Here is a 17,887-nt window from a genome sequence, read left to right on the forward strand (position 1 = left end):
AATTTTATTCCGTTAAATATCTTTAAATTTCTTCTGATGATTGAGCTGCCAAATATCGTTTTTCTTTAGCGAATCTAAAAACATTTTTTTGCTATTTCCTTGACCAAAATCAGTAGTTTTTACTTTAACTTTATGTGAATTTATAATAGAAAGTGCCTCTTTTATACTTACCATAGAATAGCCTGTATTTACAATATCCGCATTTATTACTCTATTTTGCTGGCGAGTACCTACATTAATTATTGGGATTCCGTAATATGGGGCTTCACGAATTCCAGCGCTACTATTACCTATAATAAACTGACTGTTTTTTAATAAAGTCAAAAAATACTCAAAACGAAGCGATGGAAAAATTCTGAATCTTGTGTTCTGCCTCAATCTTTTAAATTCATCAAGAATAAATTGACTCCCTAAATCATTATTTGGAAAAATAACCACATAATTACGATAATCTTGTAACAGACAATCAACAAAAACTTTCGCAGCCTGTTGCATTACTTGAAATTCTGTAGTTACAGGATGAAACATAACTAGTGCATAATTTTCAAACGAAATTTGATAATATTCCTTAACCGTTTCTAAGCTTGGAAGCGTATTTGAAAACATAACATCGATATCTGGAGATCCAATTGTAAAAACAGATTCCGAAATTTCTCCCATTTGAATAAGTCTTTTCGCTGCTTCTGTATTCGACACAAAATGTATATGACTTAGTTTACTAACACTATGCCTAATTAATTCATCTACAGTTCCCGAAACTTCTCCGCCTTCAATATGAGCAACAAGAATATTATTTAGAGATCCTACAATAGCACCCGCAAGCGTTTCTACACGATCACCATGCACAACAATCATATCAGGTTTTATGCTTTTACAATAATTAGACAAGCCTTCAATCGTTTTGGCTAATGTTAAATCCATTGTTGTTTCATGAGTATGATTCTCGAATATAAAGACATTTTTAAAATTACAACGCTCAATTTCAATCAGTGTATATCCATAAATTTCTTGTAGATGCATTCCGGTAACAAAGACAAAAACTTCAAATTCGGGTTGGTCTTCCAGAATTGAAATTAATGGTTTTATTTTACCAAAATCAGCTCGCGTCCCAGTTAGGAAAAGTATTTTTTTTATTGAACTACTCAAAATCTATAAAATCTAATTGCTCATCATTATCAATATCTCTCGTAGCTACTTTCCCAATTAAATCATTAAAATATGCTGCTAAGATTTTACCTGTTCCTGGTCGTTTTACCCAAATATTTTCTTTTGATAATTTTTCTCCTTTTTTTATTGGAGCTATTGTACAGACTGTCGCAAAAGCAAAATCAATTGTTACTTGTTCTTCTGTTGCTGGTTTTTTTGTACCTCCACGCATTAAAGCGATCTCTGAAGATGAAACAATTAATTCCTGACAACTTTTTTCATCCATACTACAAATAATATCTGGACCGACACGTTGCATATGATCTGTAAAATGTCTTTCTAAGACACTTGCTCCTAATGCCACGGCACCTAAACAAGCATTATTATTTAACGTATGGTCGCTTAAACCAAATACTTTATCTGGAAAAGCCTGATTTAATTCTAACATTCCACCAAATCGAACTAAATGGGCTGGCGTTGGGTATAAATTTGTAGTATGCAATAACACTACAGGAATACTATGTTTATCAAAAATTGCTACTGCTTTTTGAACACTTTCTATCGTATTCATACCAGTACTTAATATAACTGGTTTTCCAAATGAAGCAATATGCTCTAATAATGGATAGTTATTACATTCACCAGAACCTATCTTATAAGCTGGAACATCAAATTTTTTCAATCGTTCGGCTGCCGCTCGTGAAAAAGGCGTTGATATAAAAATCATTCCTTTATGTTCAACATAATTTTTAAGTTCAAGTTCATCAGCTTCATTCAATGAACATCGTTCCATAATTTCATAAATAGAAACAGTGGCATTACCTGGAATCACTTTTTTTGCTGCACCACTCATTTCATCTTCTACAATATGAGTTTGATGCTTTACTATTTCAACTCCAGCTCTACAGGCTGCATCAACCATTTCTTTGGCAACTTGTAGAGACCCTTCGTGATTAATTCCAATTTCTGCAATAACTAAAGGTGGAAAATCCGGTCCTATTTTCCTTCCAGCAATTTCTATATATGGTTTCATAAATATGGGGCGTTTTTTTGAAAAAGATATTCTGCATAATCTAGATCTTCTGGCAGATCAATATCAACATTGGCAAAAGCATGATTTACTACATACGGACAAGCATTTTCTGAGATAATAATATTTTCAAAAATTAAAGAAGCTTTAGTAATATATAATAATCCATTTTCTGAAAAAATAGGAACTAAATCCTGACTTCGCTGTCCGATTGTATAATTAAATGGAATAAATTTATTTTCTGATATTTTTCCAAATTTTTGATAATTTCTTGAAACAGTAAATAAGCTATCCAGATTTTCATTTTGATAAAGGCTAAATGTTTCCTTCAATAAATTTTCTGGCCGCAATGGATTTGTTGGTTGTAATAAAATAATATTTTCTATCTCATCATTATCTATATATTCCAAAGCATGAATTAATGCAGTAATAGTAGGTTCTAAATCACCCGAAAGTGATGCTGGTCTATCAATAACTTTAGCCCCGTACTGCAGTGCAATAATTTTTATCTCATCGTTATCTGTTGAAACATAAATATCATCAATGATGTCACTATTCTTTTGCGCATATAAAATTGAATGTACCATTAGTGGCAACCCTCCAAAGATTTGAATATTCTTCTCTGGTATTCGTTTTGAGCCTCCTCGTGCTGGTATTATAGCAATTGTTTTACTCATAGATACTATTTGCATTTGTGAATTTCTTAAAAAACAATGGCTTCAATTTTTCTATTTCAGCTTCGTTTTTATCCCACCATTTCAAATCCTCAATTTCTTTAATTATTGTATTAGAAAAACGTTTGTGTAATAATTTAGCAGGTACCCCTCCCACTACAGAATAAGGCTCAACATTTTTTGTTACTACACTACCAGCTGCTAAAACTGCACCGTTTCCGATAATTACATTTCCAACTATAATTACCCCATGTCCAATCCAAACGTCGTTGCCTATTATTACCTTATTCTCCTCTCGCAACTGTTTTAATTCACCGTTAAAAAGATTCTTACCAATATATATTGACATATTATTAGTTGGGTGATTTTTTGTAAAAATAGCCACATCGGCTCCTATTTGGCAATATTTACCAATACTCACTTCACCATGTATATAATTATTATAGCCTAAAGTAGTAGCATATCCGATATGTATTCTGCCAGAAAAATTGCATCTATCAGGTATCCCATTTTTGCCCTCAAATACAACATTTTGAATACCTCTTGAATAACCAAAAGACTCAAACTTATCGTTTGACTCGACTGAGTTTAAAATCTTATATATTATTTTCTTTAGAAACTTCTTCATTACTGTACAAAATATAGTCCTTTACCAATAATTTTAAACGAAAAATAACCTACCATCAACTTCAAAACCCATTTTAAATAATCGGATCTAAAAACAAATGTCTTTTTTATTAAGCTCAAATACAAATAAATACTTCTAGGATGCTTGTGTAATATAACTAAATTTTGCACTTGATGTTTGAATAAATAAAATTTAATATTTTTGGAAAGTTTTCCTTTTTCATTCAAAACAATAACAATTTTAACAATTGCATTATGCCGTGATTCTGCTACATTAATATTATTATTAGATGAATTAGAATTTTCATGAATTCGATATAAAGATAAATACTCATTAACAAACGCTAATGCAGGATTCTCAGATAACCTTCTTATATGAAAATCTCTGTCTAACATTTTCAGTAACTGTTCGTCGTATAAAACCTTATTCTCAAAAAAAGACCTCCTCCACATTATATCATGCATATACCAAGAAACTCTCAACGAAATAAAATCCTCTAAGATGTTTTTGGTCAAACGAGTACGCTCTTCTTTTTTTATTATGAATTTGTTACTATCAACCATTATTGTTTTAGACAATACCCCATCGATTGCAGGATCTTTTTTTAAAACCTCAACTTTTAATTCCAAATGTTCAGGCAAAATCCAATCATCTGAATCTAAAGATAAAACATAATCGCCAGTAGAATTCTCAATACCAAAATTTCGAGCTGCATTAGGTCCTTTAGGTCTTTCTGATGGCCTATTCAAAAATATAAACCTACTGTCTTTAGAGACTAAATCATTTACAATTTTTTCTGTATTGTCTGTAGAACCATCATCTACAATTATACATTCCCAATTGGTATACGTTTGGGCATAAACACTTTCTAGAGTGTCGAGAATAAGATGAGCTCGGTTATAAGTGGCGATAATTATTGAAACTTTATTTGCCATATAAAATTAAATAAGAGAACATTTTCTTATCAGCCTAACAAAATATCCCTTTAAGAAATAGGGAATTACATTTATAGGATTTCGTTTTTCAGAATTTCTTTTACTAATTAATCTATCATTTTTTAAAATACTAAGATCTAAATTTTGATCAATAGTATTTCCCATATGATATGCAAATGCTTTGGGCAAGGAAACTCTATAATATCCTAATTTATCTATTGGAATATCCAAAAAATCTAATTCACCTCCAGGAAAAACATAAATTGGTTTTTGAAATGGTAATTTTTTAAATATTTTTTTTCTGTAAGTAGATGCAAAGTGATTTGCTCCTACGATAACTCTGACATCCTCTTTTTCAAGATAATATTGTTTCTCTTTCCAATTTGTTTTTTGGGTTACAAATAAATTTGCATTACCAATACTATTCTCAAATAATTCTAAATCGGTATCGGCTACAATTTTTCCTTTTTTAATTTTAAAATATTCTGAATAGAAAATAGAATTATTACAGTAAAAAGCCATATTGGGATCAGGTGTTAAACCTACAACTCCAACCTCTTTAAATTTTTCAAAAACGTCTTGAACTTTTGATTGCCAATTATTTAAAAAAAACACATCTGCATCTGCAATGGTTAAAAAATCTTCATAAGAAGCTCTTGCTTCTTGTAAAACAGCATATACTTTACCTTTATTCTCAGCGTATTTTACATACTTATCAATTATTTTTTATCAAAATAACTTTCAATTAAACATTGAACATCATAATTTGAATTATTGTTTAATATAGTAATTGCAGTGTTGTCTGTATCTATTGTTCTAATTAAAGACTCAATACAAAATTTAAAAACATCCAAAGATTCTTTATAATAATCATCTTCATTTTTCGGTATAAAAACGGGGATAATTATCCTGTGTTTTTTATACACTAATTTTCTAGATTCTTTTTTCTCTGGATTTTGACCTACTCGCATCTTTATTAATTCTTTTAAGAATGAAAAGCATCTATTTTATCTAAAATTACCTCACTGATATTACTATCAAATTTTCTAGCAAACAATTTATAATCAGATTGGGAGATTAACTCTTCAAAATCTGCTGTACTGAATGTAACTGGTAAATCGCAATTTTTCTTCTCCCAATTAACATAAGTGAGAAATGGCATAATTTTAATTTTGTTATTCTCCTCTATCAAGTACATAATAATCGATTGAAAAAACATCTCATCTGGAATTAATGAATAAGTATGATATTTAACAAAATCAGGATATTCATCAACAAACTGGATTATTTTTTCAGCTGTTTGTGTTGTCAAAGCCCACCATTGGCTTCCTCCGTAGGGTTTAATATAATTAGGATATTTTCTTCTTTTTAAAACTTTTAAAATAAAATCGTAACGCCCAACTCTAATTAATCGATAGATTTTTTTTAGTGTCTCTTTTGTAAAAAAATCTGCTTCTAGAATCGCCCCAATCTGAATAAAATCCTCTTTTCTAGAAGATAAATTAAATTTATACTTTTCAATTCTATCTATCGACAAATGTTTTGTTGGTAACGGAACAATGTCAATAAATTCATTTCCTAAATTTGATGCAAAATAAAATTTAATATCATCATTTGACTTAATCGGGTAATCTTGACCACTCAGCAGTACACAATAACCATCTTTCTTATCTCTTACTATTTGTTTTAAAGCATTCACCGTAGCATTAACAATTCCTATATCTCCCCATATTCCTTGCTTACGATCCCCAACAAAACTTATATTTGGTAAATCAGCTAGTTCTTTTGCAAATAAATCTATTGAAGTATTTTTATCTATATGAACATAAAAAAATGCTTCAGGAGTGGTTAATTTCTGAATTAAACGTCTTAATTGTTTTGGATATCTATGAGCTAATATGATATAGTTTATTTGCATATATTAGGCGTTCATTCAATTAACTTGCTTTTTAATTTTTCATTAATTCCAATAGTCAATTCTCCTTCATTAACGATTGTAAATCCATAATTATCCAGAACTGCATAAATTTCTTGTCTACAATCAAACTCGTCATGAATCTCCATAGCAATACATTTTGTTTTACTTAAGAATTCCAAATTCGAGACAGAAGATACAAAAATTTGTTTTTCGGCACCTTCAATATCTATCTTTAGTATATCAATATACTGAAAATGATTCACTTCTGCCAAATGATTTATTGTATATGCCTGCAAAGCATTACTTTCATCAGACTCTTCAACTCTAAATGACCAATCTGACCTGTCTCTAAAATCATTTATAACTTTTATTTTTGAGTTTGAAGACCATACTGCTCCATTAACTTTAATAAACTCAAAATTTGTTTTCTCTTTTAAATTATAATTCAACATTTGGAAATTTTTAGTATCAGGCTCAACAGCTATTATTCTTGCACTTTCAAAATGTTCTGTAAAAAAAAGAGACGTTAATCCTATATTAGATCCCGCATCTATTATATTGAGAGAGTAGCTTTCTTTATATGTAAAATTATTTTTATAATACGTTACTACCGAAAGATATTCACTACATTCATTAACTTGATAAAAAACATCAAAATCACTTGATGGACGTTTTCTAAGCTTTACTAAATTAGAAAACTTAGTTTTAAAATCTGTTATATAATATTTTTTAGTTTCCTCAACTAAAAAGCCATCATACTTTACTAAATAAGAGTAATAAAGATATAAATCTGACTCTTCTTTTGAAGGTTTAATCTTTATCTTTTTTTTAAATTTATATATAACTAGTTTCAATAAATTTTTAAAATCAAATCTTTTCAGATTCTTAATCATTTTATTTATCTTCATTTTTAAAGGTATATATAGAATTTAATATTGATCAATTAAAGTTAGATTCTGAAATAAACTAAATGCTTATAGTTTATTTCATTGCAACATAATCATCCAAAATAACGATTCAGGAAATAGTCTGGTCGAAAATAAATATGCATTCTAGAGATATTTATTTTTGCTTCTGGATATATAAAATTATTTTTTTTGATAGCTTTTTTCAAAAGTTTAACTGCGATTAAATGTAAAATAAATGGATTTTTAATTCCCATTTTCTTTAAATTCAAAAACATTTTATTTTCAATTCCAATGTATTTTTTAAGCTGAAGCGAAAGTCTTTCTGTATTATTATGTTCTCTATAAAATGCTAAAGGTTCATTTATGTAATGTAGCTTATGTCTGTAAAACATTCGTTGGTAAAAATCGATATCCTCCCCTACTTTGATCGTTTCATCAAATAATAAGTCAGATTGAAAAACATTTTTTCTGATTAAAGGTGTTGGTGACTTGACTACCCAGCATCCTAAAGCATTCCAAAAAACATATCCTGAGCGTTTATCTATTTTATTTTGAGCGGCTCCAAAATAGCTTCCTGTTAATTCTCCCTTTTCATTCACCACAGCAACTGAAGAATGCACACAATCAACAGAATGATTTTCAAGTAGTATCTTTACTTGTTTTTCTATTTTTGAACTTTCCCAAAAATCATCATCATCTAAAAAGGCTATGAATTCACCTTCCGACAAATTAATCCCATAATTTCTGGCTGATGACAAGCCTCCATTCTCTTTATAAAAATAAGTACAATTTGAAAATTTATCACAAATTGATACTGCATAATTATCTGTAGAACCATCATCAATTACTATTATTTCAATATTTTTATAAGACTGATCTACTACCGATTGAATAGCAGTTTCTAAATATTCCTTTCGATTATAAGTTGGTATAATTACAGTTACTAAAGGAGTCATCATTTTCTGAAAATTTTAGAAACAAAAAAACAGATCAATTTATAAAAATATAATGCTTTGATTTTCTTGCCAGATTGAATTTCCTGAATACTTGATGTGTTCAAAAAATCATTCTTATGCGTCCAAATGTAATATTTTATGTAATACTCTATAAATTGACCGTACTTATCCGTTTGTTTAAAATAATTTAAATATTGTGCTTTCTCATGATAAACTTCTTCTAATTTATTTTTGTTTAAATAGGATGAAGTTGATCCTTCATGCCTTCTAAAAAAATTCAAATTTTTATTATGAAAAACAAAGGAGCTATTTTGTAATAAATGAGACCATAAAAAAATATCCGAACATAATCTATTACTAAACACTTCAGACGGAATTCCTGTCTTAGGCTTTCTAAAAACTACAGCACTCCCATTCGTTATATAGGTATTAAAAGGCATTCTGCCTAAAAAAACACTACTATCTAGAACTTTATAATCATTTATTTGAACATTTAAATCTTTTGTTCTATTGACTGAATCATAAATTATTCTATTATTTTCAATATAATTGCTTCCCGAAAAAGCCAAAGAAACTTCTTTATTTATATCTAAAATAGAAACCAATTCTTCTAAGAAAGTCGATTCTGAATAATCGTCTGTTTCGGCAATCCAGATGTATTCAGTTGTTGCTAGTTCAATTCCTTTTTGCCAAGAGAAATAACCGCTTCCAGAATTCACATCGTTTATAATAAAGCGTTTTAAATTAAAATTTGGATTCTCTACAAGAAAACTCCTAATTATCTGAACACTATTATCTGACGATTGATCATCAATTATAATAGCTTCCCAATTTTTATAGGTTTGATTAGAAATACTTTTTAATCGATCTAATAAAAATTTACTATGGTTATAGCTTGGAATTATTATAGTGACATTAATCATCTATTTAGTTTTCGTTATTCTTTTAATATATCTTAAAACTTTTTTCTTGTTAAGGTTAACTACTTTTTCTTTGATTATGTATGTTTTCCAGAAGACTTTAAATAAAAATGATTTCTCGAATGTATTCTTTCTACTATAGGCAGATTGATAAAAATTAAGTTTATTCTGTAAACTTAAAACATTGTTAGCTTGCCCTATATTATGTTGTCTGTACTCCAAATTTGTATTTTTAACTTTCTCGGCTCTCCATCCTTTTTCTACTATTCTTCTAAATAAATTATAATCTTCGGGAGTACCCGTTTTATGATACCCTCCAACTTCATTAAATGCAGTTCTTTTGAACATGGAAGATCCATGAATAAAATTTTCTTTTGAAAGATTTTCTAATGACTCTTCTCGATTATTAAAATCGGGGAAACAAATCTGATAAAATGTATTTTCAATAATTCCTGCTCTTCTATCTTCAGAAAATTTAGAATAAGCTAGTCTTGCTCTCGGACCAAAAAAAGTATAGTCCGTGTATGCAATTGCAGTATTTATATTCGCATCTAATTTTCTAGCACACTCTTCAACATAGTTACTTAAAAGTCTATTATCTGCTCCTAAAAAAAATACATATTCTGATTTTGTCAAAGAAATTGCTTTGTTAAAATGAGCTACAATTCCCATGTTAACATCGTTCCGATTATACGCTATCAGTTGTGGATATTTTTTAACATATTCATTTGCAATTATTCCTGTTTCATCGTCAGAACAGTCATCAGAAATAAGAATTTCATCTGGAACTATTGTTTGCCTTAATACTGATTCAATAGCTTCTATAAGATAATCTCCATAATTATAGGAAGCAATAATACATGCAATTTTATTAGCTCGCAGTTTTGTGTCATTAACAACTGTAAGTCTATTGTAAACAAATTTATCTTCATTGTTTCCTTGTATGCAGGAAACAGCACCTTCAAATCGCTTTCGCACTTCTTGAATAACCAATTCATTAAATTCTCCATGCGGATAAGCAAACCAAGTAAATCCACTAACATCTAATTGCTTCACTTTTTCTGGAACAGTAAGTTCTGCAATTATAACATCCAAATCCTGAATATTTTTTAAATTAAGATGACTTTTAGTGTGCCATTGTAATCTTCCTTTATTCGCAACCAACAATTGCAATTCTTCATAATTTACAAATGGAGCAATTGGTTCTATCGAATCGAACTCATTATCTAAACCTATATAATCTGAAGTCAAAAACAACTCAAATGGATAATCAAAATGTCTTAAAATAGGTAGTCCATATTCTAGAACATTTTTGTAAATACCATCAAAAGTAATTACAACATGATTTGGATTTTTTGAATCATAGTCCTTTAAATACACAACCTCTTTACTTGAAATTTCAGACATTTGTCTATAAAAATCATTTACTGTAACCCACCACATTGATGGACTACTAAGATGTATTTTATGATACATTAAAATCATTTCGAGTACGTTTCTAAGTTGTGAGTATATTTTCTATAATTATAAAAAAGTTGTTTTGTTTTTAAGTACGGAAATTGAGCATTATACCAATCATTTATATGTACAGACACAAGAACACCTTTATCTTCTAGTATTTTATCAATTAGTAAATAAATTAAACTCGAAGATTTTCCTATATATTGAGGATAAAGAACTCCTGTAATAATTATCAAATCAAACTTAATATCAAATAATTTGTCAATATCATATATTGACCCTTGTTTAAAAATTAAATTGTCTCTTCTTATTTTATTTGCAAAATCTATTGCTGCTTGTGATATATCAATTCCGTATACCATCTCACCAGGTAAATTTTCAGTAATAAACCCTTGTCCACATCCGATGTCTAATACGTTTTTATACTTTTTGTCTGGAATTTCAGCAAGCAAAATTTCTTTTCTTAATACGTCTTCCTTATTTTCATTATATCCCCAAGGATCTTCTGTTTCATACCATTTCTCTAACGCTTCTTTTTCTTGTATCATAATGCGTAATTATTGAATCCAATTATGTTCAACTGCAATCATTCCCCATTCTGGATTTACTGTTTTTCCATTTCCATAAATATCATTATCCTCTACGTCAAAACTTAATACATCAAGAATATAATCTTCTAATCCAAAAATTGAACTGACAAAGCAATTAATAACATAACTACCTTTTACTAATGGAAGATTCGGCAGCTCACAAATTACTTTACCTTTATTAGAGATGTCTTTTAATTGATTTTTAAAAGTAGAAGAAATGCTTATTATTTTATCCTCTCTAGTGTTCCAAATACTCATTCCAAATTCATTAATTTCTATTTCTTCATCAATATTATTATATTCAATCTGAACTGAAAATTTAGATCCTGTCATCACCTTAAAATTATTAAGAATAATAACATCTGAAATTCTTATTCTACCTCTCCCAACCCTATCTTTTCTTTCTTTAATATTTACATTCGAAATGTTATTTTTATCAGATAAATATTTCTCTATTGCAGGTAACACCTCTCCTTCAAAAACCACTTTGCCGTATTCCAAAACAATTGCTTTAGTACACAAACTTTTAACAGCAGCCATATTGTGACTAACAAATAAAACGGTGCGTCCTTCGCCTTTTGAAATATCTTGCATTTTACCGATTGCTTTTTTTTGAAATTCGGCATCGCCAACAGCTAAGACCTCATCTACAACCAATATTTCTGGCTCTAAAAAAGCGGCAACAGCAAAAGCTAACCTAACAGTCATACCGCTACTATATCTTTTAACTGGTGTATCAATATAACGCTCACAGCCTGAGAAATCAATAATTTCATCTAATTTTGATGTAATTTCTTTTTTGGTCATTCCTAAAATAGCTCCGTTGAGATAAACATTTTCTCTTCCTGTAAGTTCAGGATTAAATCCTGTACCGACTTCAAGTAAAGATGCAATACGACCTCGAGACTTAATACTCCCCGTAGTTGGTGCCGTAACCTTCGATAAAATTTTTAGCAACGTAGATTTCCCTGCTCCATTTTTTCCTATTATACCTAGAACTTCTCCACGTTGAACTTCAAAATTAACATCTTGCAAAGCCCAAACGTAATCACTAGTCCCTTTTGTACTACAATCATTTGCTTCACCAATTTTTAAATATGGATTTTCTTTTCCGCGTATGCGATGCCACCACCGATTTAAATCATGACTTAAAGTTCCTGTACCCACTTGTCCTAAACGATATTGTTTAGAAATATTTTCAACCTTTAATATAATATCTGTATCCATTTTATTAAAAATTATTTTAAACCAAATAGTAAGGATTCTTATAAAAAATATTATAGACTATACCGTATCGATAAAACTTTTTTCTGTTTTATTGAAGACTAATAATCCTGCAAAAAAAATAATAACTGTTATAATAAAAGTATAAAGAAGACCATAGAAAGAAATATCACCTATATTCAAAAGCATATATCTTGATGTCTCAATTATATAGGCTAACGGATTGTATTGTACTATCCACCCATAATTGGGTAATTTATCTTTAATTAATGCCATTGGATATACAACTGCAGAAAGATACATTAGTAGTTGTACTCCAAAATTAATTAAATTACTAAAATCTCTATATTTAGTAACGAGCGAAGATATCAGCATACCTAAACCTAACGCAAGAACCCCCATTAAAACAACCAATAGAGGAAAAAAACTGTTACAGCATTTAAACTAATAACAGCTCCTTGAGAATAATAGTAAATATAGGAAGCGATAAAAATCAAAAACTGAATTCCAAATTTTATCAAATTTGAAATTACAATGGATAAAGGTGTAATTATTCTTGGGAAATATACTTTTCCAAAGATTCCAGCATTAGCTCTAAAAGTGTCGGAGGTTGCTGTAAGACAAGATGTGAAGTAGTTCCAAACAGTAATTCCTGCAAGGTTGAATAAAAAAGGAGGTACAGATTCGGTATCGATTCCGGCAATGTTATTAAATAGTATAGTAAATATTATAGATGTAAGTAAAGGCTGGATTAAATACCAAAGTGGCCCTAAAACTGTTTGTTTATAAACCGTTACGATATCTCTTTTAACAAAAAGAAACAACAAGTCACGGTATTGCCAAACTTCTTTTATATGTAGCGAAAAAAAATTATTCTTAGGTGTTATTTCAAACAACCAAGGAGCCGAAACATCTTTTGATTTGTTCATGAATAGCTTTAAAATTCAGTATTAAAAGCGAGCAACCAATATATTTTAATAACCTAAATTATGGAATATTTTCACAACAAAATAATAATTAGATACATTTTTACTGTATCTTTTTATTTTCACAGAAACAAAAAAAGGTGTTTTTATTCAAAAAAACACCTTAAATATTTAAACTTAAATAAACTTAAATTAAAGAATTATTTATCAAGAATTTCAAAACTAGAGTTCATACTTTTAAACTCTGGCACTATTTTTTTCATTTTGGCAACAATATCATCGTTATCAAAAAATTTAGATATCCCTATTAACTCATCGATTTCCACGTGTAGGGTCTCATATTCATCTTGAATTTCTTCAGCAATCATAATTTTGTTATGATATGTTGGTAGCGTTTTTGATGTATCATTTAATAATTCTTCAAAAAGTTTTTCTCCGGGTCTTAGTCCAACAATTTGAATCTTAATTTCTTTATCTGGAATAAACCCTGCTAATTTTATCATTTTTCTAGCCAAATCAATAATTCGAACTGGTTTACCCATATCAAATATATAAATTTCACCTCCATTACCCATTGCTCCAGCCTCAAGAACTAATTGACATGCCTCCGGAATGGTCATGAAATATCTAATAATATCAGGATGTGTTATAGTAAGAGGACCACCTTCTACAATTTGTTTGGTAAATAAAGGCACTACCGATCCATTGGAACCTAATACATTTCCGAAACGTGTTGTAATAAATTTTGTAGTATCGTTTCCTTTTTCTTTTTGATTTTTTAAATGTAGTGACTGCACATATTTCTCAGCAATTCGCTTGCTTGCTCCCATAACATTGCTAGGGTTAACAGCTTTGTCTGTAGAAACCATAACAAACTTCTTTACTTTATATTTACAGGATAGATCTGCTAAATTTTTAGTACCTTCTATATTTGTCAATATAGCCTGAGATGGATTTTCTTCCATTAAAGGCACATGTTTATAAGCAGCAGCATGAAAAACGACTTGTGGCCCGTAAACTTTGAATACTCTCTCCATTGCTTCTTTACTTTTAACATCAGCAATTACAGCATGAATTCTACAACTCGAGATTATATTTTGAGTTTCTAAACAAAGACTATGTAATGGAGTTTCTGCTTGATCTAATAAAATTATATTTTTAGGGTTAAAACCTATTACCTGTCTTACAATTTCACTTCCTATTGACCCTGCAGCTCCTGTAATTAAAATAGTTTTATCTTTTAATTGCTTAGATATAGATTTACTATCTAATACTATGGGTTTTCTTTCCAGTAAATCTTCAATTTGAATATTCTTTACCTTTTGAGAAATTTCTTTTTGGTTTTCCCAATCCGAAATTAAAGGCACGGTGTACACTCGATAATTAAATTCTAAGCACTGATCTACAATGATCAATTGCTCATCCTTAGACAAACTTTTATCTGCGATAATAATCCCCTCAGCAGCAACCGACCGCATCAATGCAGGCAATCTTTTCTTTTGAATCAATATGGGTAAATCCAACATTCTCTTTGAAGCATTTTGATTGTTTTTATCCACAAAACCTACAATTTTGAAACGAGATGGTGTTTCAAATTTTAATGCATTAGCAACCGATATCGCATTGGCGTCAGTCCCATAAATAATAGTCCTTATCAACTTAGCATTAGTCTTTTCAGCAAAATAAAGTTCAAATGTTTGTTTAACAACAACTCTATATAAAAACAAACCACAGAATGAAAGCACTATATTTATAAAAAGCGCTGTATTTAAAAATGCTTTATCACCATGATATAGTTCAAATAAAAAATTAAAGAACAAGAAAACAATCAGCACTGACATTTGTGAAAACAACAGCTTAACAGCATCAATATATGATGAATGTCTAATTATACCTGAATAAGTCCTAAATAACCAGAAGAAAAAAATATTAACGCCCAAAAGCGAACCTACAAAGTAAAACTCATGATGTGTTATAATGTAACCTAAACCTGTACCCTTAAATAATAAATAAGTAAAAGTAAAAGAGAAAATCAACACCATAACATCCATAAAAACTATAATCCACCTCGGCAAATAACTCAGATTATGAATATTAAGCCTCAAGTTGGTTACAGAAAAATACTTAGCAAATAAAATTGCAAGATTGGTTGGTTTATTATTCAAATTAGTTAGTCTTAGAATTAAAGAGTTCCATAGTAAGTACAAAAATACAAAATAATAGATTTAAAAAATTAAATTTTATTTCCAGCTCTCTTTTGTTTTAAAAAATCCATTAAATAAGCTCCATAACCAGACTTAACCAGGGGTAGCGCTAGCTGTTCAAGTTGAGTATCATCAATGAAACCTTGCCTCCAAGCAATTTCCTCAATACAACCAACTTTTAAACCTTGTCTTTCTTCTAAAACCTGTACAAACTGCCCAGCTTGCATCAAACTATTAAAAGTCCCCGTATCAAGCCAAGCTGTTCCTCTGCTTAAAATTCCAACTTTTAATGCGTCTTTTAGTAAGTATACTTTATTTACATCGGTAATTTCATATTCTCCACGGGCACTCGGCTGAATATTTTTGGCTATTTCAACAACTGAATTATCATAAAAATATAAACCTGGAACTGCATAATGAGATTTAGGGCTCTCTGGTTTTTCTTCTATCGAAATGGCTTTTAAATCATGATCAAATTCTACAACCCCATAACGCTCTGGGTCCGAAACATGATATGCAAAAACGACCCCTCCATTTGGCTTTGTATTTGAACGCAAGAGCTCTTGCATATTGGCTCCAAAAAATATATTATCTCCTAATATCAAAGCGACATCATCCTCTCCAATAAATTCTTCTCCAATTACAAAAGCCTGTGCTAAACCATTTGGAATGGCTTGTTCGGCATAACTAAATTTACAACCCAAATTCTCACCATTCCCTAATAATTTTTTAAAATTTGGTAAATCATGAGGCGTTGAAATAATCAAAATTTCATTTATCCCTGTCATCATCAAAGTCGATAATGGATAATAAATCATTGGCTTATCATACACAGGCATCATCTGCTTGCTCATTGCCAGTGTCAACGGATGCAATCTTGTACCAGAACCTCCTGCTAAAATAATTCCTTTCATTTCTTTTAATTAAATCAATTTATATTAACAAAAAATCAACAACTATAACTGTGTCATCATTTTTTTTAAACTCTCTTTGTAATTTGGAACATCTACAGCATAAACTTCCATTATTTTATTTTTATTTAATAAAGAAAATGAAGGACGTTTCGCAGGAGTAGGATATGCTGAAGAAGGAATACCTTCAACTTTACAATCATACCCTCCAACTTCTTTTATAGCCAATACAAACTCATACCAACTAATTTCTCCTTCATTCGAATAATTATAAATTCCTGAAATCCATTTCTCTGATGAAATGATTTGAATCATTACTAGTGCTAAATCAGCTGCGTAAGTTGGCGATCCGATTTGGTCATTAACTACACTTATCGAATCTCTTTCCTGCATTAATCGTTGCATTGTTTTCACAAAATTATTCCCAAATTGGCTATAAACCCACGATGTTCTTATGATAATAGCATTTGGATTCTCTTGCAAACAAACTATCTCCCCTGCTCTTTTAGTAGCTCCGTAAACATTTATAGGTTCTGTTGGAGCTTCTTCATCAAGAGCCACAGAAGATGCCCCATCAAAAACATAATCTGTAGAAACATGAATTAATTTAACTGTATTTTTAGCTGCATATTTAGCCAATACTTCTACTGCTAAGTGGTTAATTACATTAGCTAATTCCTTCTCCGTTTCTGCTTTATCAACAGCTGTATAAGCACCACAATTTAAAATAATTGAGGGGTTTATATCATTTAATTGTACTTTAAGTAAATCTAGATTGTCTAAAGTAATTATGGTTCTATCTGCAAAAACCCATTGAAATTGAGGGTAATTTGAGGACAACAAAGAAAGCTCAGATCCTAGCTGTCCATTTGCTCCTGTTACAAGTATTTTCTCCATTAAAACAAACTATTGCAATTGTCAATAAAAGGGAGAATTTGATCTTTTTCAGAAACTATCGCCTCCTCTAGATTCATTCCCCAATCAATATTTAACGATGGGTCATCATATTTTATTCCGCCTTCCGAAGCTTTATTATAGAATTCATCACATTTATACATTACCGAAGCTGTTTCACTGATGACTGAGAAACCATGAGCAAAACCATGAGGTACTAGCAATTGTTTTTTATTTTCAGCAGATAGTAATACACTAAATGCTTTTCCATAAGTAGAAGAGTCTTTTCTTAAATCTACCGCAACATCAATTATTTCTCCCTCTAAAACACGTACCAATTTAGTTTGTGTGAAAGGAGGATTTTGATAATGTAATCCTCGCAAAGTTCCTTTTTTAGAAAAGGATTGATTATCCTGCACGAAATCAATATCAATTCCTAAATCTTTAAACTTAGTCTTACTATATGATTCAAAGAAATACCCTCTTTCGTCTCCAAAAACGGTTGGCTCCACAATTACCAAATCTTTTATAAATGTTTGTTCAATTTTCATGGTAAAATATA

The 17,887-nt window shown here is 29.9% G+C and carries 18 protein-coding genes and 1 pseudogene; all 19 read right to left on the reverse strand.

Annotation, left to right across the window (positions count from 1 at the left end):
- Positions 1-12: 12 nt before the first annotated feature.
- Positions 13-1,146, reverse strand: coding sequence for a UDP-N-acetylglucosamine 2-epimerase (neuC, locus tag EAG11_RS14155; protein ID WP_305775261.1), 1,134 nt, complete (start codon positions 1,144-1,146; stop codon positions 13-15).
- Positions 1,139-2,179, reverse strand: a complete 1,041-nt coding sequence (locus tag EAG11_RS14160) for an N-acetylneuraminate synthase family protein (RefSeq protein WP_129539741.1) — start codon at positions 2,177-2,179, stop codon at positions 1,139-1,141. Before EAG11_RS14160 ends, neuC begins: the two co-directional genes overlap by 8 nt.
- Entirely contained in the window at positions 2,176-2,868 is a 693-nt protein-coding gene (locus EAG11_RS14165) for a cytidylyltransferase domain-containing protein (RefSeq protein WP_242499161.1), read from the reverse strand. The genes EAG11_RS14160 and EAG11_RS14165 overlap by 4 nt, the downstream gene beginning before the upstream one ends.
- On the reverse strand, positions 2,846-3,478 hold the full coding sequence (locus EAG11_RS14170) for a CatB-related O-acetyltransferase (RefSeq protein WP_129539742.1): 633 nt from the start codon (positions 3,476-3,478) through the stop codon (positions 2,846-2,848). The genes EAG11_RS14165 and EAG11_RS14170 overlap by 23 nt, the downstream gene beginning before the upstream one ends.
- On the reverse strand, positions 3,478-4,413 hold the full coding sequence (locus EAG11_RS14175) for a glycosyltransferase family 2 protein (protein ID WP_129539743.1): 936 nt from the start codon (positions 4,411-4,413) through the stop codon (positions 3,478-3,480). Before EAG11_RS14175 ends, EAG11_RS14170 begins: the two co-directional genes overlap by 1 nt.
- A 6-nt stretch (positions 4,414-4,419) precedes the next feature.
- Entirely contained in the window at positions 4,420-5,028 is a 609-nt protein-coding gene (locus EAG11_RS14180) for a hypothetical protein (protein ID WP_164998710.1), read from the reverse strand.
- Between the two features lie 104 nt (positions 5,029-5,132).
- Positions 5,133-5,384 carry a hypothetical protein gene (locus EAG11_RS14185; protein ID WP_129539745.1) on the reverse strand — a complete coding sequence of 84 codons (252 nt, stop codon included), beginning with the start codon at positions 5,382-5,384 and terminating at the stop codon, positions 5,133-5,135.
- Between the two features lie 14 nt (positions 5,385-5,398).
- Positions 5,399-6,331, reverse strand: a complete 933-nt coding sequence (locus EAG11_RS14190; protein ID WP_129539746.1) for a beta-1,6-N-acetylglucosaminyltransferase — start codon at positions 6,329-6,331, stop codon at positions 5,399-5,401.
- Positions 6,332-6,342: 11 nt separating this feature from the next.
- Entirely contained in the window at positions 6,343-7,239 is an 897-nt protein-coding gene (locus tag EAG11_RS14195) for an FkbM family methyltransferase (RefSeq protein ID WP_129539747.1), read from the reverse strand.
- A gap of 92 nt (positions 7,240-7,331) precedes the next feature.
- The gene (locus EAG11_RS14200) at positions 7,332-8,198 is read right to left on the reverse strand and encodes a glycosyltransferase (protein WP_129539748.1); all 867 of its coding nucleotides are present in this window, start codon (positions 8,196-8,198) and stop codon (positions 7,332-7,334) included.
- Entirely contained in the window at positions 8,195-9,118 is a 924-nt protein-coding gene (locus EAG11_RS14205) for a glycosyltransferase family 2 protein (RefSeq protein ID WP_129539749.1), read from the reverse strand. Before EAG11_RS14205 ends, EAG11_RS14200 begins: the two co-directional genes overlap by 4 nt.
- Positions 9,119-10,591 (reverse strand): glycosyltransferase, encoded by a 1,473-nt coding sequence (locus tag EAG11_RS14210; protein ID WP_164998711.1) that lies wholly within the window; start codon positions 10,589-10,591, stop codon positions 9,119-9,121.
- A 5-nt stretch (positions 10,592-10,596) separates the two neighbouring features.
- Positions 10,597-11,124, reverse strand: a complete 528-nt coding sequence (locus EAG11_RS14215) for a methyltransferase domain-containing protein (protein ID WP_129539751.1) — start codon at positions 11,122-11,124, stop codon at positions 10,597-10,599.
- A gap of 9 nt (positions 11,125-11,133) precedes the next feature.
- Positions 11,134-12,393, reverse strand: coding sequence for an ABC transporter ATP-binding protein (locus tag EAG11_RS14220; protein WP_129539752.1), 1,260 nt, complete (start codon positions 12,391-12,393; stop codon positions 11,134-11,136).
- 57 nt (positions 12,394-12,450) lie between these two features.
- Positions 12,451-13,319 (reverse strand): annotated as a pseudogene (locus tag EAG11_RS14225) (ABC transporter permease).
- A 197-nt stretch (positions 13,320-13,516) separates the two neighbouring features.
- Positions 13,517-15,481, reverse strand: a complete 1,965-nt coding sequence (locus tag EAG11_RS14230; RefSeq protein WP_129539753.1) for a nucleoside-diphosphate sugar epimerase/dehydratase — start codon at positions 15,479-15,481, stop codon at positions 13,517-13,519.
- Between the two features lie 68 nt (positions 15,482-15,549).
- Complete coding sequence (gene rfbA / locus EAG11_RS14235) at positions 15,550-16,434, reverse strand: glucose-1-phosphate thymidylyltransferase RfbA (RefSeq protein WP_129539754.1); 885 nt, start codon at positions 16,432-16,434, stop codon at positions 15,550-15,552.
- Between the two features lie 42 nt (positions 16,435-16,476).
- Positions 16,477-17,328 carry a dTDP-4-dehydrorhamnose reductase gene (rfbD, locus tag EAG11_RS14240; RefSeq protein WP_129539755.1) on the reverse strand — a complete coding sequence of 284 codons (852 nt, stop codon included), beginning with the start codon at positions 17,326-17,328 and terminating at the stop codon, positions 16,477-16,479.
- Complete coding sequence (gene rfbC / locus EAG11_RS14245) at positions 17,328-17,876, reverse strand: dTDP-4-dehydrorhamnose 3,5-epimerase (protein ID WP_129539756.1); 549 nt, start codon at positions 17,874-17,876, stop codon at positions 17,328-17,330. Before rfbC ends, rfbD begins: the two co-directional genes overlap by 1 nt.
- Positions 17,877-17,887: the final 11 nt, after the last annotated feature.

Source organism: Flavobacterium sp. 140616W15, assembly GCF_003668995.1.
Classification (GTDB): domain Bacteria; phylum Bacteroidota; class Bacteroidia; order Flavobacteriales; family Flavobacteriaceae; genus Flavobacterium.